The following is a 19,699-nucleotide window of genomic DNA, read 5'->3' as shown; positions in this document are numbered from 1 at the left end:
GTCGGGTCAAAGCGCGCGCGCGATCAGGATCTTCTGGATGTCGCTCGTGCCTTCGTAGATCTGGCACACGCGCACGTCGCGATAGATGCGCTCGATGGGGAAGTCGGCCACGTAGCCGTAGCCGCCGAACACCTGCATCGCGGACGACACGACGCGCTCGGCCATCTCGGACGCGAACAGCTTGGCCATCGCGGCTTCCTTGAGGCAGGGCAGGCCGGCGTCCTTCATCGACGCGGCGTGCAGGATCAGCTGGCGCGCGGCCTCGATCTGCATCGCCATCTCGGCCAGGCGGAATTGGACCGCCTGGTGGTCGAAGATCGGCGTGCCGAAGCTCTCGCGTTCCTTGGCATACGCCAGGGCGGCCTCGAACGCGGCGCGCGCCATGCCGACCGATTGCGACGCGATGCCGATGCGTCCGCCCTCCAGGCCGGACAGCGCGATCTTGTAGCCTTGCCCTTCCGCGCCGATCAGGTTTTCCACCGGGACGCGGCACTGGTCGAACACGATCTGCGCCGTGTCCGACGAATGCTGGCCCATCTTGTGCTCGATGCCGGCGACGATGTAGCCGGGCGTATCCGTCGGCACCCAGAACGCGCTGATGCCCTTCTTGCCGGCCGCCTTGTCCGTGACCGCCACGACGATCGCGACGTCGCCGTGCTTGCCGCTCGTGATGAACTGTTTGGTGCCGTTCAGGACGTAGTGGTCGCCGTCGCGCACGGCCGTCGTGCGCAGGGCGGCGGCGTCGCTGCCCGTGTGCGGTTCGGTCAGCGCGAAGGCGCCCAGCAGGTCGCCCTGCGCGAGCGGGCGCAGCCAGCGTTCCTTCTGCGCGGGGTTCGCGTACGTCATCGCGATCGAGCACACGGGGCAGTTGTTGACCGAAATGATGGTCGACGTGCCGCCGTCGCCGGCCGCGATCTCTTCCAGCACGAGCGCCAGCGCCACGTAATCGAGGCCGGCGCCGCCGTACTGCTCGGGCACCGCCACGCCGAACGCGCCCAGCCGGGCCAGTTCCTTCAGCTCGTCCCTGGGAAAATGGTGCTCGCGGTCCCAGCGCGCGGCGTTGGGCGCGAGGCGCTCCTGCGCGAAGGCGCGCAGGGCGTCGCGGATCATCTGGTGTTCTTCGGTCAAAATCATTTGTCTCGTCTATCGTTATCGTCGACGGCTCACCACGGGATGGGCGTGCCGTCGTAATTGAGGAAGGCGCCGTTCTGCGCGGGCGTGGCGGCGGCCAGCGTGGCGCGCAGCCCGGTCGCGCTCTGCTGCACGGTGAGCGAGGCGCCCGGGCCGCCCATATCGGTCTGCACCCAGCCCGGGTGGAACGTGACGCAGGTGGCGCCTTGCGGGCCCCACGTCAGCGCGGCGTCGGCCAGCACGGAATTCAGCGCGGCCTTGCTGGCGCGGTACAGCGACGCCTCGTTGCCCTTGCGCGTGCCGATGGACCCCATGCGCGACGAAATCACGGCCAGCTTGCCGCGCGTGGCGGCGACCAGCGGCGCGACGATCGGCAGGATGCGCATCGCGGCCAGCACGTTCGTGTGCATGACGTCGTCGAACTCCTGCGCCGTCGGGAAGCCGGCGTGATCCGGACCGTACACGCCGGCGACGAGCCAGGCGGCGTCGATCTTTTCGTCGTCCAGCTTCCAGCCCAGGCCACCGATCGATTCGGCATTGGTGACGTCGACCTGGTGCGCCTGCGCGCCCAGTGCGCGCAGCGCGTCGCAATCCGCGGCCTTGCGCGCGGTGGCGATGACGCGCCAGCCGTCGGCGCGGTATTGACGGGCCAGTTCGTGGCCGATGCCGCGCGAGGCGCCGATGATGAGGACGGTGGACATGGGAAGATCCTTCACGATATGGATGACGGTCCGTCACCTTACCGTGTTTTGAAAACACGCGCGTGACGGGTAGGGTGGACGGCTCGGCCGTCCACGCGTTCAACCAACGCTGAAATGAACGCTGAAATGAACGCTGTCGTATCCATTCATGCGTGTTTTGAACGCGTGGACGGGATCCGTCCACCCTACCGGAACAAGGCCGTTTGCGCTCACACCATCTCGATCGCCATCGCGGTCGCCTCGCCGCCGCCGATGCACAGCGACGCCACGCCGCGCTTGCCGCCCGTCTTCTTCAGCGCGCCCAGCAAGGTGACGATGATGCGCGCGCCCGAGGCGCCGATCGGGTGGCCCAGCGCGCAGGCGCCGCCGTGGATGTTGATTTTATCGTGCGGGATGTCCAGCTCGTGCATCGCGGCCATCGGCACGGCGGCGAAGGCTTCGTTGATCTCGAAGAGGTCGACGTCCTTCGCCGACCAGCCGGTCTTCTTGAACAGCTTGTGCAGCGCGCCGATCGGCGCCGTCGTGAACTGGTCCGGTTCCTGCGCGTGCGTCGTGTGGCCGACGATGCGGGCGATCGGCGCGAGGCCCAGTTCCTTGGCCGTCGATTCGCGCATCATGACCAGGGCCGCGGCGCCGTCGTTGATCGACGACGACGACGCCGCCGTGATGACGCCGTCCTTCTTGAAGGCCGGGCGCAGGGTCGGGATCTTGTCGACCTTGGCCTTGACCGGGCCTTCGTCCTTCTCGATGATGGCCTCGCCCAGGCGGTTCGCCACGGTCACCGGTGCGATCTCCCACTGGAAATCGCCGGACTCGGTGGCGTTCTGCGCGCGCCTGACGGATTCGATCGCGAACGCGTCCAGCTGCTCGCGCGAGAAGCAGTATTTCGCCACGCACTCCTCGGCGAACGTGCCCATCGAGCGGCCTTCTCCCGTTTTCTCGTTGCGCGAATAGGCGTCTTCCAGGCCGTCCATCATCATGTGGTCGAACATGACGCCGTGGCCGATGCGGTAGCCGCCGCGCGCCTTCGGGATCAGGTACGGCGCATTGGTCATCGATTCCATGCCGCCCGCGACGACGACGTCCGCGCTGCCGGCCTTGAGCACGTCGTGCGCGAAGATCGCGGCCTGCATCGCCGAGCCGCACATCTTCGACAGGGTGACGGCACCGGTCGACAGCGGCAGGCCCGCCTTGATCAGCGCCTGGCGCGCCGGGGCCTGGCCCTGGCCGGCCATCAGGCAGTTGCCGAAATAGACGTGCTCGACGAGGCTCGCGTCGACGCCGGCGCGCTCGACGGCCGCCTTGATCGCCACGGCGCCCAGGTCGCTCGCGGATTTCGAGGAAAAGTCGCCCTGGAAGGCGCCCATCGGGGTACGGGCGGCGCCGACGATAACGATTGGATCATTCATTGTGTAAGGTCTCCAGGTAATGGGGTTGCGGCGAGGGTAGCGCCGGGTTCGATTGGTCCGCGTGATGGAACCGGATGTGCTGCGGATACGGGAAAACGTCCTCGACTTCGCCCGCCAGGATGCGGTCCTTGTGCGACTGCCACCAGACGCGCGTCAATAGTGCGGCGTGGTGTTTCATGAACGCCGCGCGTATCGTTGGATTCGCGAGCAGGAAGCGCGCGAACTGTTCGGGGAAGACGTCGTGCTTGCCGATCGGATACCACGGCTCGGCCGCCATTTCGTCTTCCTCGTTACGCGGCTGCGGGATTTCGCGGAAGTTGCAGTCGGTGAGGTACTCGATCTCGTCGTAGTCGTAGAACACGACGCGGCCTTGTCGGGTGACGCCGAAATTTTTGTACAACATATCGCCCGGAAAAATGTTCGCGGCGACGAGGTCGCGGATCGCATTGCCGTATTCGAACACGGCATGTTCGATGCGGTCGTCGTTGCCGCTGCGGCGGGCATCGTCCAGGAAGATATTCAGCGGCACCATGCGCCGCTCGATGTACAGGTGCTTGATGATGATGTGGTCGCCTTCGATCTCGACGAGCGACGGCGCGAACCGGCGCAGCTCGGCCAGCAGTTCCTCGTCGAAGCGTGACAGCGGAAAGGCCACGTCCGAGTACTCCAGCGTGTCGGCCATGCGGCCCACGCGGTCGTGGTGTTTCACCAGCAGGTATTTTTCCTTGATGCGGGCCCGCGTCGTCTCCTTCGGCGGCGGATAGAAATCCTTGATCACCTTGAACACGTACGGGAAGGAGGGCAGTTCGAACACGAGCATCACGAGACCGCGGATACCGGGTGCGCTGCGAAAGGCGTCGGAGCTGTGCTTCAGGTGCTGCAGGAAGTCGCGGAAGAACAGCGTCTTGCCCTGTTTTTGCAGGCCGAGCACCGTATAGATTTCGCTGCGCGGCTTCTTCGGCATGAGGCTGCGCAGGAATTGCACGAAGGCCGACGGCACTTCCATGTCGACCATGAAATAGGCGCGTGTAAACGAGAACAGCAGGATCACCTGTTCCGGGTCGGTCAGCACCGTGTCGAGGACCAGCCGGCCGGCCCGATCGTGCAGGATGGGCACGATGAACGGATGCTCGCGGGCGCCGTTGATGGCGCGGCCGACGATGTAGGCGGCCTTGTTGCGGAAGAACAGGCTCGACAGCACGTGCAGTTGCTGGTTCGGTTCACGCTCGTGCAGGCCGAACTGCTCGGCCATGCGCGCCTCGACGAGGGCGATGTCGCGGTCGAGGTTGGCGAACGGGCAGTCGAGCTGGAAATTCGTGACCATGCGCCGCAACGCGAAGCGCAGGCCGTCCGCCGCGGGATAGTAGACGCGGTAGGTGGGCGCCGGTTCGTCCGTCTCGATGTATTCGGTCGACACGGCGGGACGCACGAAGATGAAATCGTTGCGGTAGTAGCTGCGGTGCAGGAGGTGGCAGCAGACGGAATTGAAGAAGCTCTCGGCCAGTTCCGGGCGTTTATGGCCCGTCTGCAGGCCGCTCAGCAGGCCGATGTAATGCAGCTTCGTTTCGCGCCACGTGTCGTCGGTCAGGTCTTCCGGCGCGTAGTCGTCTTCCAGCGCATGCACGCATTCCTGCACGCGCTTGTCGTAGAAATCGATGCGCTTGCGCGCGGCCTGCTGGGCCGTGGTCCAGTCGGCGCGTTCGAAATGGGTCTTGGCCGTCTTGCTGGCCTGGCGGAACAGCGAATAATGGCGGTCGAAGCCGTCCAGGATGGTGCGCGCGATATCGAAGGCGATCTGGGACGACAGCAGCTTGGGGAAGGTGGCCTGGGTCATCGGGCGTCTCGCGCGGTGGACGGGGCAGCGGTCATTGTAGTCCGCGAACGACGTCGGACCGGCGTTTCAGAAAAAATCGCGACTCTAAGAACCGTCACTCCCGGCAATACCGCAAACGACTTTCCCGCGCAGGTGGAAACAGCGCCCCCCGGCACGATTCCCTCCATGCCGAGCTTGCGACAACGCGGCAGTTGCGTATGTCCGAGACTCACCATGGATTCCTGTTTTCGCGGGAAGTCATTGTCGGCAATGCCGGGAATGACGTTCCTGTTTTTCGGGCGGCGTGGAGTGTTATTGTTGTGCCGGCTCCTGCCGATCTTCTTGTCCGCCCGGTCTCCTCTCTCCACAAACTTACATCGTCTCGCCGAACAGCTCGCGCCCGATCAGCATGCGGCGGATCTCGCTCGTGCCCGCGCCGATCTCGTACAGCTTGGCGTCGCGCCACAGACGGCCCACCGGATATTCATTGATATAGCCATTGCCGCCCAGCGTCTGGATCGCCTCGCCGGCCATCCACGTCGCCTTTTCCGCGCTGTACAGGATGGCGCCGGCCGCGTCCTTGCGCAGGGCGCGCACCTGCTCCGGGTTCGCCGCGCGGTCGCAGGCCTGGCCGACCGCGTAGACATAGGCGCGGCACGCCATCATCGTCGAATACATGTCGGCAATCTTGCCCTGCATCAGTTGGAACTCACCAATTGCCTGGCCGAACTGCTTGCGCTCATGGATGTACGGCACGACGACGTCCATGCACGCGGCCATGATGCCCAGCGGTCCGCCGGACAGCACGGTGCGCTCGAAATCGAGGCCGGACATCAGCACGTTGACGCCCTTGCCCACGCCACCCAGCACGTTTTCCACCGGGACTTCGCAATCCTGGAACACCAGCTCGCCCGTGTGCGAGCCGCGCATGCCGAGCTTGTCCAGCTTTTGCGCGATCGAGAACCCTTTATAGCCCTTTTCGATGAGGAAGGCGGTCATGCCGCGCGGCCCGGCGGCGATGTCGGTCTTGGCGTAGACGACGAGCGTGTCGGCGTCCGGACCGTTCGTGATCCACATCTTCGTGCCGTTCAGGACGTAGCGGTCGCCCTTCAATTCGGCGCGCAGCTTCATGCTGACGACGTCGGAGCCGGCGTTCGGCTCGGACATGGCGAGGGCGCCGACGTGCTCGCCCGAGATCAGCTTGGGCAGGTAGGTGCGCTTCTGCGCTTCGGTGCCGTTGCGCTTGATCTGGTTGACGCACAGGTTCGAGTGGGCGCCGTACGACAGGCCGACCGAGGCCGAGGCGCGCGAGATTTCTTCCATGGCGACGATGTGCGCCAGGTATCCCATGCCGGCGCCGCCGTATTCCTCGCCGACGGTGATGCCCAGCAGGCCCAGTTCGCCCATCTTTTTCCACAGGTCCATCGGGAACTGGTCGGTGCGGTCGATCTCGCCCGCGCGGGGCGCGATTTCGCTCGCGGCGAACTGTTGTACAGCTTCGCGCAGGGCGGCGATGTCGTCGCCGTGGTCAAAGGTCAAGCCAGGGAGATGCAGCATGTCGTCCTCGTTCTCGTCTAGGTTATGGCTGGTGGCCAGGCTAGATGATAGCGCGGAGTGACGTTAACGTAAACGTCAAGTGGAGGTCCGCGGCCGATTACGCCGCATCCGTCTCCCCGTCCACCAGTTCCCCATCCACCAACTCCCCGGCCGCGCCGGACTCGGCCAGCAGCCGCCGGCATTCTTCTTCATGTACAGAAATTTCCGCCAGCGACATCTCGATATCCGCGCGCTGTTGTTCCAACGTCTCGCGCTGATGCGACAGCACGCCGAGGAAGCGGTTGATCTGGGCCACCGTGTCCTTGGGCGTCTCGTACATGTCGATGATGCTTTTGATCTCCGACAAAGTGAGGCCCAGGCGCTTGCCGCGCAGCGTCAGTTTCAGCCGGGTGCGGTCGCGCGGGGTGTAGACACGGTTGCGTCCGCCCTGGCCTTCGCGTTTCGGGCTGAGCAGCCCCTGGTCTTCATAGAAGCGGATCGCTCGGGCGGTAATGTCGAATTCGCGTGCCAGTTCGGCGATGGTGTAGGTCGTGGCCATGGTGTCCTGCGTGTCTCAAGTGGCGCGGTGCGGAATCGCTTAGAATCATATTCCGCGCCTTCCGTTTACGTTTACGTCAAAGCGTTTGCGGCATTGTAACGCGCTCCGCCCCGCATCAACACGAAAGTCGACCGCATGAATCCACTCGAATCCCAGCTCAGCTATCCGTTCGGCGACGTCATCCCGCCGCCCGGCACGGTGACGGATGTGGCGCCCGGCCTGTCCTGGCTGCGCATGCCGCTGCCGTTCGCCCTCGACCATATCAATCTGTGGCTGCTGGACGATACCGCGGAGAAGCGCCACGGCTGGTCCCTCGTCGACTGCGGCGCCGGGACGGACGCGACCCGGGCGGCATGGGAGCGCCTGTTCGTGGACGCGCTGGGCAACCGGCCGCTGCTGCGTGTGTTCGCGACCCACTGCCATCCCGACCACGTCGGCCTGTCCGGCTGGCTGTGCGAACGCTTCCAGGCGCCGTTCTGGACCAGCACGGGCGAATTCGGGTTCGCGCGCATGATGGCCGCGGCGCTGCCCGGCGTCGACGGCCCCTCGGCCATCCCGCATTTCCAGCGCCACGGCCTCGTCGACGCGGGCATGCTCGAGCAGATGCAGAGCCGCAAGAATTACTATCCGTCGCTCGTGCCGGCCGTGCCGGCCGCGTACACGCGTCTGCAGGACGGGCAGCGCGTCGCGGTCGGCGCGCGCGAATGGCGCGTGATCACCGGGTTCGGCCATTCGCCGGAACACGTGTCGCTGTACGACGACAAGGACCGGATCCTGATCTCCGGCGACATGGTGTTGCCGCGCATTTCGACGAACATTTCCGTGTTCGCCGTCGAGCCGGAAGGCAATCCCTTGCAGCTGTACCTGGATTCGCTGGACAAGTTCGCGGATTTGCCCGACGACACCCTCGTCCTGCCCGCACACGGCAAGCCGTTCCGCGGCTTGCACACCCGTATCGCGCAACTGCGCGCGCACCACGCCGAGCGCCTGGAGGAAGTCCGCGCCGCGTGTGCAGAGCCGAGGTCGGCAGTTGACATTGTGCCGCTGATGTTCAAACGGCAACTCGACGCCCACCAGCTCAGTTTCGCGATCGGCGAGGCATTGGCCCATCTTCATTATCTTTGGTACAACGGTATCTTGACCCGTGTAACCGGCGACGACGGCATCATCCGTTTTAAGTTGACGTAAAACAACATATTTGGGCGCCATGCTTGTCGCAAAAATTACGACAAGCTAGCCGCATTTCGCCTGATTTTGTTGACTCTTGGCATCATTTTGCGTGCCAAGAGGAACAATTGTTCCCTTTCTTCACCTGAATTTGGACGAGCAAACGTTTTTCTTTTCCTGTAGGATATTTTTCACACATCGCTCACGATGCGCTGGAAAGGCGGGGAATTGCTGGACAGCACTGTGAGAATTGGTCAATACTCACCTATTTGTTACCTATAGTCTTTCCTGCCGTCACAGACGGTCTGGTCAACGGAGCGACCTATGACGGCCTTGCATGAACCCTTAGTGCCACCCATGAATTCGACAAACGAGCGGGAGAGCTTCAGCGAGCGCCTGCAGCAAGCCCTGAAAAATGCCCATTATTCTCCGGACAGCCCCACCCGGCTGGCGCGGGAATTTAACATTCGCTTCGAGGGCCGTCCGATTACGGTCCACGCGGCGCGTAAATGGCTGGTCGGCGAGGCGATCCCGACCCAGGAAAAATTGCGCATGATCGCGCAATGGCTGGGCGTACCGGCCGACTGGCTGCGCTTTGGCGGATCGGAAAACGCCGCCGCCAGCGGCGACGGCGCCGACGGCAGCGCCCGTTTCGAATCGGCCGACGTCAAGCTGATCGCCGACCTGCAGCGCCTGGACGAGCATCACAAGCAGCTGGCACGCGAATTCATCCGCATGCTGGTGCGCATGAATCACCAGCAGCAGAAATAATCCTGTCGTTCGTCATCGAGTCCCGCGACGGCCGCCGCCAGGGCGGCCGTGTCTCACGGCGCGCCCGCGCCTTCCATACTGCAATTTATTTCTGCGACAGTCCGCACAAACGGCCGAGTCTCGCGCATAATCGATAACGCTAACGGAATGTCGAGAACGGTCGAGTTCGCGTTCCTGCCTGGCGCTCCGCCAGTGGCACCTCGAAAAACCGCCGCGAGCGGTCGCAATGCTGTGGGAAAAGCGCAGCAGTGCAACGCGCAGCAGGTTTGTCGACGTGCCTTAGTGTTATCGGTCAATAAGGATGCAATCGCCTCATGATTAATAACTACAGCAACACCGCGCAGTTGAAGGACCTCATGACCGCACCGCCCATGTCGGCGGCCCAGCACGCAGAAATCATGCGCAAACGTAACGAGCAGCGCAGAAAAATCGAAGACGCAAGGGAACAGAGACAGGCCGAGAAGGACATGTACGGCGAAGGCGCCTGAGCGCCGCTTCAGACGACGCCGTCGTCTTTCATGCCGCCCCAGCGCGGGGCGAGCGCATTCGTCACGCCCAGCAGGTCCATGACGCGTGCGGTCGTGTGGTCGACCATCTCGTCGATCGTGGCGGGACGGTGATAAAAGCTCGGCAGCGGCGGGAAGACGATGCCGCCCATTTCCGTAACCGCCGTCATGTTGCGCAGATGCGCCAGGTTGAACGGCGTCTCGCGCACCATCAGGATCAGGCGGCGGCGTTCTTTCAACACGACGTCGGCAGCGCGCGCGATCAGGTTGTCCGACAAACCATGTGCGACGGCGGCCAACGTCTTCATCGAACAGGGTGCGATCACCATGCCGTCCGTCTGGAACGAGCCGCTGGCGATCGATGCCCCGATCTCGCGGTTGCGGTGCACCACGTGGGCGAGCGCTTCCACGTCGCGCCGTTGCAGGCCGACTTCCTGATGCAGGGTGAGGGAGGCGGCGTCGGAAATGACGAGGTGCGTCTCGACGCCGGGTGCGGCGGACAGCCGTTGCAACAGCCGCACGCCGTAGATTGCGCCGGTCGCGCCCGTGATGGCGACGATGATCCGGCGGCGCGGGCCGCCGGGTTCGCCGTCCGGGCGCGGGCCGGGATCAGCCATTCTTGTTGATCAGCGCCTGCAGTTCGCCGGACTCGTACATTTCCGTCATGATGTCGGAACCGCCGATGAATTCGCCGTTCACGTACAGCTGCGGGACGGTCGGCCAGTTCGAGTATTCCTTGATGCCCTGGCGGACTTCCGCGTCTTCCAGGACGTTCACGGTGGCGATGTTATCGACGCCGCAAGCCTTCAGGATTTGAATCGCGCGGCCGGAAAAACCGCATTGCGGGAACTGGGCCGTGCCCTTCATGAACAGCACGACGGGCGTGTTGGTCACGGTCTCTTTGATCCAGGATTGTACGTCGCTCATTTGGTTCTGCCTTTGGTGAGAATTGGAGTGGATGACGGCATTTTATAAGAAAACGGGGACGCCGGCATAAGGCGTTCCGCCTGTCCCCGTGGGTGGGCACGCCGTGCCCACGCGTGACGTTTGCGGTTCGCCGGCGTTTGCGTGGGCGGAGCGTGCACGCCGCGCAAACGTCCGCGTGGGCGGAGGCCGCCCACCCTACGATTACCGCTTGAGTTTGGCGAATGCGGCCGCCATCGCGCCGCCCGCCTGTGGTGCTGGGCGCTCCTGCTTCTGATGCTGGCCCATGCGCTTGCGATCCTCGCGATCGCCGCGCTGCTGCGGTTGCGATCCCGCCTGCGGCGCGCTGTCCGACAAGCGCATCGTGAGCGCGATGCGCTTGCGCTTGACGTCCACTTCCAGCACCTTCACTTTGACGACCTGGCCCGCCTTCACGACCGTGTGCGGATCCTTCACGAACGTGTTCGACAGCGCCGAGATGTGCACGAGGCCATCCTGGTGCACGCCGATGTCGACGAACGCGCCGAATGCCGCCACGTTGGTCACGACGCCTTCCAGGATCATGTCCGGACGCAGGTCGGCGATCGCCTCGACGCCTTCCTTGAACGTCGCCGTCGTGAATTCCGGACGCGGATCGCGGCCCGGTTTTTCCAGCTCTTTCAAGATGTCGGTCACGGTCGGCACGCCGAATTTATCGTCCGCATATTTTGCCGGATTCAGGCGCTTGACCAGGGTGCTGTCGCCGATCACCGACTTGATGTCCTTCTGGATGTCGGCCAGGATTTTTTCGACGACGGGATACGATTCCGGGTGCACGGCCGACGCGTCGAGCGGATTGTCACCGTTCACGATGCGCAGGAAACCGGCCGCGAGCTCAAAGGTTTTATCGCCCAGGCGCGGCACCTTCTTCAGCGCCGCGCGCGAGGCGAACGCGCCTTGCTGGTCGCGGTAGTTGACGATGCTTTGCGCGACGCTGGACGACAGGCCCGACACGCGCGCGAGCAGCGGCGCCGACGCCGTGTTGACGTCCACGCCGACCGCGTTCACGCAATCCTCGACGACGGCGTCGAGCTGGCGCGCGAGCTGCGTCTGCGACACGTCGTGCTGGTATTGGCCCACGCCGATCGATTTCGGATCGATCTTGACCAGTTCCGCCAGCGGGTCCTGCAGGCGGCGCGCGATGGAGACGGCGCCGCGCAGCGACACGTCCAGCTCCGGCAGTTCGCGCGACGCGAATTCCGACGCCGAGTACACCGACGCGCCGGCTTCCGACACGACGATCTTCGTGAGCTTGAGGTCCGGCTGCTGCTTGATCAGGTCCTGCGCGAGCTTATCGGTCTCGCGCGACGCGGTGCCGTTGCCGATCGAGATCAGCGACACGTTGTGCTTCGCGGCCAGCTTGGCCAAGGTGTGCAGCGAACCGTCCCAGTCGTTGCGCGGCGCGTGCGGGTAGATGGTCGAGGTGTCGACCACCTTGCCGGTCGCGTCGACGACGGCCACCTTGACGCCCGTGCGCAGGCCCGGGTCGAGGCCCATCGTCGCGCGCGGGCCCGCGGGCGCGGCGAGCAGCAGGTCTTTCAGGTTACGCGCGAACACGTGGATCGCATCGCTCTCGGCCTTTTCGCGGAGAAGCCCCATCAGCTCCGTCTCGATGTACATGAAGCTTTTCACGCGCCATGTCCAGCGTGCCGTGTCGAGCAGCCATTTGTCGGCCGGGTGGCCCGCGCCCTTGATGCCGAAGCGCGCCGCGATGCGGTTTTCGCACGGGTTGTGCGGCGCGTCCCACTTCGGCTTTTCCGGCTCGGAATCGAGGCGCAGGGTCACGTCCAATATACCCTCGCGGCGGCCGCGCAGCAGCGCCAGCGCGCGGTGCGACGGGACGGTGGCGAGCGTCTCCGAATAAGCGAAGTAGTCGGCGAATTTTTCGCCTTCTTCCTGCTTGCCGTCGACGACCTTCGATTCGACGACGCCGTGCTCCTGCACGTATTCGCGCAGCGATTGCAGCAATTGCGCGTCTTCCGCGAAGCGCTCCATCAGGATCTGGCGCGCGCCGTCCAGCGCGGCCTTGGTGTCCGCCACGCCGGGATTCGCGACGCCGTCCGCATTGGTAAAGGCGTCGCGCAGATACTTGGCCGCCTCGCTTTCCGGATCGTGCGCCGGATCGTCGAGCAGGCGCTCCGCCAGCGGTGCCAGGCCGGCCTCGATCGCGATCTGCGCCTTGGTGCGGCGCTTCTGCTTGTACGGCAGGTACAGGTCTTCCAGGCGGGTCTTGTCTTCCGCGAGCGAGATGGCCTGCAGCAGTTCCGGCGTCATCTTGTTCTGCTCCGTGATGGAGGCGATGACGGCGGCGCGGCGGTCTTCCAGCTCGCGCAGGTAGCGCAGGCGTTCTTCCAGCAGGCGCAGCTGGATGTCGTCGAGGCCGCCCGTGGCTTCCTTGCGGTAGCGGGCGATGAAGGGCACGGTCGCGCCTTCGTCGAGCAGGGCGATGGCGGCGGCCACCTGTGCCGGTTTGGCGGACAGTTCTTGAGCGAGGCGTTGTTCGATCGAAGGCAGCATGGATGGGTTGCAGTGGGTCGGTGAATCGAACGGGCAATGATACGCAAACCGGGACGATGCGCCAGTCTTGACAGTGTGCCCATTCTGGTGTGCTGGCGCGCACCGGCACGGCATCGACGGAAGCCAGCTGTTGCATTTTTACAATGCCGGCTTGTTTCTTTGCTTGCCTGCCCTGCATATCGGTAACGGGCCAGATGCCGTAACATGTCGGGTTCGATAGCGTGTCCATTCATCCGCCCGCAACAAGCAAAGCTCAATTTCTCGGGAGAATACAAGCAAAAAAATGCGCGGTGGGGGCTGGCAAAGCACGGCGGCAGAGTGTAACTTCTACTCCTTTCGGCTCGTAAAGTTTTGCCCACTACGTGCGATTCCGAACAAAACTGTACGGAACGCATGAGGGATAATAGGAATTGTTGTTTTTTCAAATATAGACTCGTGAGACCCATGCACACAGTTGATTTTCATCGCGACGACACCAGCGACGCACCTCCGGCCCGAGCACCCGCACGCGCTCCCGCCCTGCCCGCACCGGTGTTGAGCTGGCTGCAAAGGGTCGAGGCGGCAGCACATCCCCAGCCGAAGCTGACCGCGGAAGTCACTGACCCCAAGGCCGTCCAGTACAAATTCGTTTATGTCATGGCCCCGACCAGCGGCGGCCGCCACGTCGCGATCTGCCTGTGCAAGGCGCGCCTGCGCCCGAACGGCGACGTGGCCGCGGCCAGCCCGGTGAGCGAGGTGTTCTCGCTGCTGTCGGCACCCCCGGCCTACCTCGAAGGCGACGACGAGGACCTGGTGCGCTTCTTCATCGCCATGCGCAGCGGCTCCAACCAGAGCACGAGCGCGACCGAACCCAAGGGCAAGGTCGGCGCCATCCTGCTGCAGCAATTGCTCGACCAGGGAAAACTGCTGTGGGCAAACTCATGGTCCGACATGACCAACGGCCTGCTGTATCCGCTGCAGGCCGGTCCCGTGCGCAAGGCCGATCTCACGTGGCGCGACGAAGGCCGCGCGGCCAAGCTGGGGTGGTCGGTGGAGCCGTCCAAGGGCGCGACGCATGCCGGCGCCGACCTCGTCGACTACATGCTGCCGACCGACCCGCCGTGGTACATCGACAACCTGTCGTGCGGGCCGCTGGACCTGAACCGCGGCGGCATCGACATCTCGCTGGCCGATTTGCAGGCCCTCGTGTCGCAGGCGCCGCCGCTGGCCGGCAACGATAAAAAGCGCGTGTCGCAACTGTTGCTGGCGCATGGCCTGCAGCAGCTGATGCCGCTGCCGCAGCCGCTCACGCAGCGCATCCGCACCGACGTCAAGCCGCAGCCGCACGTGCTGCTCGACGCCATCCCGCAAGCCGAAGGCCACGGCCAGCGCTGGCAGGACTTCGCCGTGCTGTCGTTCGACTACGACGGCCAGCGCATCTCGTTCGACCCGGCCCAGCGCGTCGTGCGCCAGATCGGCGACGTCACCGAGATCATCCAGCGCGACGACGCGCTGGAGGCCGCCGCGCTGGACGCGCTGCACAAGCTGGGCTTCCGCAAGCCGGCCACGGCGCCGCTGTCCGCGCTGTCCGGCGCGCAGGTGCTCGATAGCCAGGCGCACTGGCTGCGCTTTGCCGAGAATGACCTCGACGCGCTGTCCGACCTCGGCTGGCACGTGCAGAAATCGCCGAAATACCGCTACGACGTCGTGCCGGTCGAGGACTGGTATGCCGAGATCGACGAGCCGCCCGAGGCCGGCAACGCGTGGTTCGAGCTGGAACTGGGCATCGTCGTCAACCGCAAGCGCGTGCCGCTGCTGCCCGTGCTGGTGCAGCTCATCCGCACGGCGCCGCTCGACTTCAATCCGGACGTGCTGGCCGCGCATGCCGAGGCCGACCAGATGCTGGCGACCTTGCCCGACGGCCTGCGCGTGGCGCTGCCGTGGGGCCGTGTAAAACCGATCCTGTCGACCCTGGGCGAGCTGTATTTCAACGACAAGATCAAGAACAAGGTCCGCCTGTCGACCCTGGACGCGGCGCGCCTGGAAGAACTCGCGAAAGGCACCGAGCTGAACTGGTCGGGCGGCGAGCGCCTGCGCGAAACGGGCCGCAAGCTGAGCCAGTTCGGCAAAGTGAAAAAAGTCGACGCGCCGAAGGGCCTGCAAGCCACCTTGCGCGACTACCAGCTCGACGGCCTCGCCTGGATGCAATTCCTGCGCGAATACGACTTCGGCGGCATCCTCGCCGACGACATGGGTCTCGGCAAGACCGTGCAGACGATCGCCCACATCCTGACGGAAAAGGAAGCGGGCCGCCTGACGAATCCGGCGCTCGTGATCGCGCCGACGAGCCTCATGACGAACTGGATGGAAGAAGCCGCGCGCTTCGCGCCGGACCTGAAGGTGCTCCTGCTGCAGGGCAAGGAGCGCATGGACCTGTTCGACCGGATCGACGGCGCCGACATCGTGCTGACGACGTACGCCCTGCTGCCGCGCGACGAGGAAAAGCTGCGCGAGCACCAGTACCACCTCGTGATCCTGGACGAATCGCACTACATCAAGAACACGCGCTCGAAGGCGGCGCAGACGGCCGGCTCGCTGAACGCGCGCCACCGCCTGTGCCTGTCCGGCACGCCGCTGGAAAACCACCTGGGCGAGTTGTGGTCGCAATTCCACTTCCTGCTGCCGGGCCTGCTGGGCGACGAAAAGACGTTCAACACCCAGTTCCGCCACCCGATCGAGCGCCAGGACGACCCGGTGCGCCGCATGCTGCTGAACCGCCGCATCAAGCCGTTCCTGCTGCGCCGCACGAAGGACAATGTGGCGAAGGAATTGCCGGAAAAGACGGAGATGATCCGCCGCATCGAGATCAGCGGGCCGCAGCGCGACCTGTACGAGACCGTGCGCCTGGCGATGGACAAGAAGGTGCGCGAGGAGATCGACCGCAAGGGCGTGGCGCGCAGCCAGATCGTCATCCTGGAAGCGCTGCTGAAGCTGCGCCAGGTCTGCTGCGACCCGCGCCTGGTGAAGGCCATGCCGGGCAAGAAGAACACGGCGGCCGTGTCGGCCAAGCTGATCGACCTGATGCAGATGGTGGACGACCTGCTGGGCGAAGGCCGCAAGATCCTCGTGTTTTCGCAGTTCACCAGCATGCTGGCCCTCATCGAGGAAGAACTGGACGCGCGCAAGATCCCGTACGCCATCCTGACGGGCGAAACGCGCGACCGTTCCGCACAGGTGGCGGCGTTCCAGCAGGGCGCCGTGCCGATCTTCCTGATCAGCCTCAAGGCTGGCGGCGTGGGCCTGAACCTGACGGCGGCCGACACCGTGATCCACTACGACCCGTGGTGGAACCCGGCGGCCGAGAACCAGGCCACCGACCGCGCCTGGCGCATCGGGCAGGACAAGCCGGTGTTCGTCTATAAACTCATCGCGAAGGGCACGCTGGAAGAAAAGATCCAGCTGCTGCAGCAAAAGAAATCCGAGCTGGCCGCGTCGATCCTGGCCGAAGGCGAGTCGCAGAAGATGGCGCTCACGCAGGAAGACCTGCAGGCGATCTTCGCGCCGCTGGACGAATAAGCGGTCGTCGTGCACCACATGAGGGCAAGCCGGCCGGCTTGCCCTTTTTATTTGCACATGCATATATCGAATATGCGTGATTCGTGCAACGGCGGGCCTCCGGTCGTCTATGCAAAGTATTGCTTCGGACACTATACTTATCTGCTGCATAACCTCGGGAAAGTTTTATGACGGACATCGCCACGGTAGATGCCTTTCGCACGATTGCCGAACTGGGCGGCGACCTGGCCTTCGTTCTCGATTGCGCCACCCGGCGGCCGGCGTACGTCAGCCCGGGTGTCGACGAGATGCTCGGCTATTCCACCGCCGACATCCGCGCGCAGCTGGAGAATGGCGGCGACGGTCCGCTGGCGGCCCTGTGCGCCGGCTTGCCCGAGCGCCTGGCCCGCTTTGCCGCCGGCGACGGTTCGCGCCTGCGCGTGATGCGCGAGTTCGAGCTGCGCCGGCCGGACGGGAGCGAGGTGGCCGTCGAGGTGATCTCGACCCTGGCGCTGGACGACGACGGTCAGCCGCGGGCCCTGCTGGGCCTCGTGCGCGACGTGTCCGCGCGGCGCGAGCGGGAGCGCGAGCGCAAGCGTTTCGCCAGCATGCTGAACCACGAATTCCGCACGCCGCTGTCGACCATCGACGGCGCCATCCAGCGCTTGGAGTCGCTGGGCACGAAGGCCGACGAGGCGACGCGCCAGCGCTACCGCAAGATCGCCGCGGCGACGGATCGCCTGATCGCGATGCTGGACGATTACCTGTCGCCCGAGCGCATGGCCGCGCTCGGCAGCCAGCGGCGCGAGAACGCGGTGGGGCCGCGCCTGTTGCTGGAAGAACTGGTGGCGCAGGCACGCGTGGCCGGGCGTCCCGTGACGCTGGCTGTCGGCGAGCTGCCGGCAACGCTGCGCGGCGAACCGTCCGGCCTGCGGCTGGCGCTCAAGGTTTTATTGGACAATGCCTTGCGCTACACGCCGGCCGGAACGACGCTGCACGCGACGGGACGGCGGGTCGACGGCGGCATCGAACTGGCGTTGCGCGACGAGGGCGCCGCCGTGCCGCCGGGCGACGTCGGCCGCATCTTCGACAAAGGCTATCGGGGCGCGAACGCGGCGGGCATCGCGGGCAGCGGTCTCGGGCTGTACATGGCCCGCTCCGTTGTCGAAGTGCATGGCGGCAGCTTGACATATGCATGTCATCCAGAGGGCGGCGCCGAATTCACGCTATGGCTGCCGGTACAGGCAAGCGGGGCAAAAGCTCTTGCTTCCGGATTGACCAGCAGTGATAATCGGAATGGCGACCGGGGTTAGCCGCCCGACAACGGAAGGCACAAGACCTGCCCGAGGCCGGGAAATACGAAACAAGGAAACATGGCAAAACCCATGACGCAAATACTGATTGTTGAAGACAATGGCGAATACGCAGGCGATATGGCCGATTTCCTCACGGAACTCGGGCATGAGGTCACGATCGCGACCACCGCCAGCGACATGTGGGCGGCGCTGACGCGCACCCCGGCGGCCGTGGTGGTGCTCGACCTGGGCCTGCCCGACGAGGATGGATTCAATGTGATCCCGCGGATGCGCCAGCTGTACCCCGAGATCGGACTGCTGGTGCTGACGGGGCGCGTCGCGTTCGACAACCGCATCCTCGGCCTGCGCCTCGGCGCCGACCATTATTTGACCAAGCCGATCAAGTTCCCGGAACTGGCCGCCCACATCGAGGCGCTGGACCGCCGCGTGCGTCCGTCCGAGCCGGCGCCCACGCCGAGCAAGTGGACCTTGCGCGTCTCCGCCCGCCAGCTGGAACTGATGGGCAAGGTGATCGACCTGACGGAAAAAGAGTGCAATTTCCTGCACCTGCTGACCATCAACACCCGGCCCGTACCGCGCCAGGTGATCGTGGCCGGCATGGGCGGCGACGATCCGGACGCCAGCCGCCGCGTCGACATGCTCGTCTACCGCCTGCGCAAGAAAGCCCGCACCGGCCTTGGCCAGGATCTGCCGCTGCGCAGCGCGTACGGCGAAGGCTACAGCCTGTCGGCCGGATTCACCTTGGCCTGATATCGGGGACCGGGTCGTCCGGCGCAATTCGCTGCTCGTAAATAAATGGGGACAATACACGTCCCCATTTTAACGTCCGCGAAATTAATCGGGGACAGAGTAGGGTGGCTGGGCTAGAATCGTCTTTTCGACGCTTTGCACGATGCCATGGCCCGCCAACCCCGCCTGATCCTGCCGAACCAGCCGCATTTGATCGTCCAGCGCGGCAACGACAACCAGCTGATCTTCCGCGACGACGACGACCACGAGCGCTTCCTCGGCTGGCTGAAGGAATGCGCCCGTTTCTACAAGGTGGCCGTGCACGCCTACGTGTTGATGCCGGACCACGCCATCCTCCTGGCCACGCCCGCCGACGAGACCGGGCTGGCCCTCATGATGCAAAAGGTCGGCCGCTACTACGTTCCCTGGTTCAACAGCCGGCATGGCCGGACGGGCACGCTGTTCCAGGGCCGTTTCCGCACCTCCCTCATCGATGCCGCCGCCTACTTGCTGGCCTGCACCCGCTACCTCGAACTCGCACCGGTGCAGGCCGGACTGGCGTCGGCGCCGGACGAGTACCGCTGGTCCAGCTATGCCCACCACGCGGGCATCCGGCCGGATCCGCTCGTCACCGAACACATGCTGTACTGGGGCCTCGGCAACACGCCGTTCCAGCGCGAAGCGGCCTATATCGAATTCGTGCAGCAGGGCTATGGCAGCGACGAAGGGACGCTGATCGCGACGGCGTTGGGCAAGGGCTGGCCGGTCGGCTCGCACGCGTTCAAGGCCGAGCTGGAGGTCAGGACGCAACGGCAGATCCTGCCCGCCAAGCGGGGGCGGCCGTTCAAGGTCAAGGACGCCGCCGCGGCCGATTGAATCCGCCGTTCGTCGCGCCTGGCCGGCCGATCGTCATTAATTTCGGTCTTATCACTATGTCCCCAATTGTTTTTCGCCGTTAAAAAAGCTGATTTAATTCGACTCCGACCCTAATTGTTGTCATTGATGTTTACTGAAGTCTGCTTTATTCTCGGCCTTCAATATCTTCAA

The 19,699-nt window shown here is 64.7% G+C and carries 16 protein-coding genes; 7 read left to right on the top strand and 9 right to left on the bottom strand.

Going from position 1 to position 19,699, the window contains the following annotated elements:
* Positions 1 to 6 precede the first annotated feature (6 nt).
* The 6 genes from U9J41_RS12375 to U9J41_RS12350 form a co-directional block, all read right to left on the bottom strand.
* Complete coding sequence (locus tag U9J41_RS12375) at positions 7 to 1,134, bottom strand: acyl-CoA dehydrogenase family protein (protein ID WP_322402486.1); 1,128 nt, start codon at positions 1,132 to 1,134, stop codon at positions 7 to 9.
* 29 nt (positions 1,135 to 1,163) lie between these two features.
* Complete coding sequence (locus tag U9J41_RS12370; protein WP_322402485.1) at positions 1,164 to 1,832, bottom strand: SDR family oxidoreductase; 669 nt, start codon at positions 1,830 to 1,832, stop codon at positions 1,164 to 1,166.
* Between the two features lie 209 nt (positions 1,833 to 2,041).
* A complete protein-coding gene (locus tag U9J41_RS12365) occupies positions 2,042 to 3,241 on the bottom strand; it encodes an acetyl-CoA C-acyltransferase (RefSeq protein WP_322402484.1) in 1,200 nt (399 codons plus the stop codon).
* A complete protein-coding gene (gene aceK / locus U9J41_RS12360) occupies positions 3,234 to 5,075 on the bottom strand; it encodes a bifunctional isocitrate dehydrogenase kinase/phosphatase (protein ID WP_322402483.1) in 1,842 nt (613 codons plus the stop codon). The genes U9J41_RS12365 and aceK overlap by 8 nt, the downstream gene beginning before the upstream one ends.
* Positions 5,076 to 5,426: 351 nt before the next feature.
* Positions 5,427 to 6,611 carry an isovaleryl-CoA dehydrogenase gene (locus U9J41_RS12355; RefSeq protein WP_322402482.1) on the bottom strand — a complete coding sequence of 395 codons (1,185 nt, stop codon included), beginning with the start codon at positions 6,609 to 6,611 and terminating at the stop codon, positions 5,427 to 5,429.
* A 97-nt stretch (positions 6,612 to 6,708) separates the two neighbouring features.
* Complete coding sequence (locus U9J41_RS12350; RefSeq protein WP_322402481.1) at positions 6,709 to 7,149, bottom strand: MerR family transcriptional regulator; 441 nt, start codon at positions 7,147 to 7,149, stop codon at positions 6,709 to 6,711.
* A gap of 135 nt (positions 7,150 to 7,284) precedes the next feature.
* Here U9J41_RS12350 and U9J41_RS12345 point away from each other — a divergent pair, with 135 nt between their 5' ends.
* From U9J41_RS12345 to U9J41_RS12335, 3 genes are all read left to right on the top strand, one after another.
* The gene (locus U9J41_RS12345; RefSeq protein WP_322402480.1) at positions 7,285 to 8,337 is read left to right on the top strand and encodes an MBL fold metallo-hydrolase; all 1,053 of its coding nucleotides are present in this window, start codon (positions 7,285 to 7,287) and stop codon (positions 8,335 to 8,337) included.
* A 336-nt stretch (positions 8,338 to 8,673) separates the two neighbouring features.
* Positions 8,674 to 9,087, top strand: coding sequence for a hypothetical protein (locus U9J41_RS12340; RefSeq protein ID WP_322402479.1), 414 nt, complete (start codon positions 8,674 to 8,676; stop codon positions 9,085 to 9,087).
* Positions 9,088 to 9,401: 314 nt separating this feature from the next.
* Positions 9,402 to 9,575, top strand: coding sequence for a hypothetical protein (locus U9J41_RS12335; protein WP_322402478.1), 174 nt, complete (start codon positions 9,402 to 9,404; stop codon positions 9,573 to 9,575).
* Between the two features lie 8 nt (positions 9,576 to 9,583).
* Here the strand turns inward: U9J41_RS12335 and U9J41_RS12330 are convergent, their stop codons facing one another.
* From U9J41_RS12330 to U9J41_RS12320, 3 genes are all read right to left on the bottom strand, one after another.
* A complete protein-coding gene (locus U9J41_RS12330; protein WP_322402477.1) occupies positions 9,584 to 10,210 on the bottom strand; it encodes a UbiX family flavin prenyltransferase in 627 nt (208 codons plus the stop codon).
* A complete protein-coding gene (gene grxD / locus U9J41_RS12325) occupies positions 10,203 to 10,520 on the bottom strand; it encodes a Grx4 family monothiol glutaredoxin (RefSeq protein ID WP_322402476.1) in 318 nt (105 codons plus the stop codon). Before grxD ends, U9J41_RS12330 begins: the two co-directional genes overlap by 8 nt.
* 201 nt (positions 10,521 to 10,721) lie before the next feature.
* Entirely contained in the window at positions 10,722 to 13,073 is a 2,352-nt protein-coding gene (locus tag U9J41_RS12320; RefSeq protein ID WP_322402475.1) for a Tex family protein, read from the bottom strand.
* Positions 13,074 to 13,517: 444 nt separating this feature from the next.
* On the opposite strand from U9J41_RS12320, the gene U9J41_RS12315 reads away from it, so the two are divergent.
* The 4 genes from U9J41_RS12315 (at position 13,518) to U9J41_RS12300 (ending at position 19,528) form a co-directional block, all read left to right on the top strand.
* Positions 13,518 to 16,628 (top strand): DEAD/DEAH box helicase, encoded by a 3,111-nt coding sequence (locus U9J41_RS12315; RefSeq protein ID WP_322402474.1) that lies wholly within the window; start codon positions 13,518 to 13,520, stop codon positions 16,626 to 16,628.
* Between the two features lie 167 nt (positions 16,629 to 16,795).
* On the top strand, positions 16,796 to 17,920 hold the full coding sequence (locus tag U9J41_RS12310) for a PAS domain-containing sensor histidine kinase (RefSeq protein WP_322402473.1): 1,125 nt from the start codon (positions 16,796 to 16,798) through the stop codon (positions 17,918 to 17,920).
* A gap of 72 nt (positions 17,921 to 17,992) precedes the next feature.
* Positions 17,993 to 18,673: a response regulator transcription factor gene (locus U9J41_RS12305; RefSeq protein WP_322402472.1), complete on the top strand. Its 681-nt coding sequence runs from the start codon at positions 17,993 to 17,995 to the stop codon at positions 18,671 to 18,673.
* Positions 18,674 to 18,820: 147 nt separating this feature from the next.
* Positions 18,821 to 19,528 (top strand): transposase, encoded by a 708-nt coding sequence (locus U9J41_RS12300; RefSeq protein ID WP_322402471.1) that lies wholly within the window; start codon positions 18,821 to 18,823, stop codon positions 19,526 to 19,528.
* Positions 19,529 to 19,699 lie beyond the last annotated feature (171 nt).

Origin of the sequence: Massilia luteola (genome assembly GCF_034420155.1) — a bacterium.
GTDB lineage: Bacteria > Pseudomonadota > Gammaproteobacteria > Burkholderiales > Burkholderiaceae_D > Telluria > Telluria luteola.
This window is presented reverse-complemented; position numbering and strand designations above follow the sequence as displayed.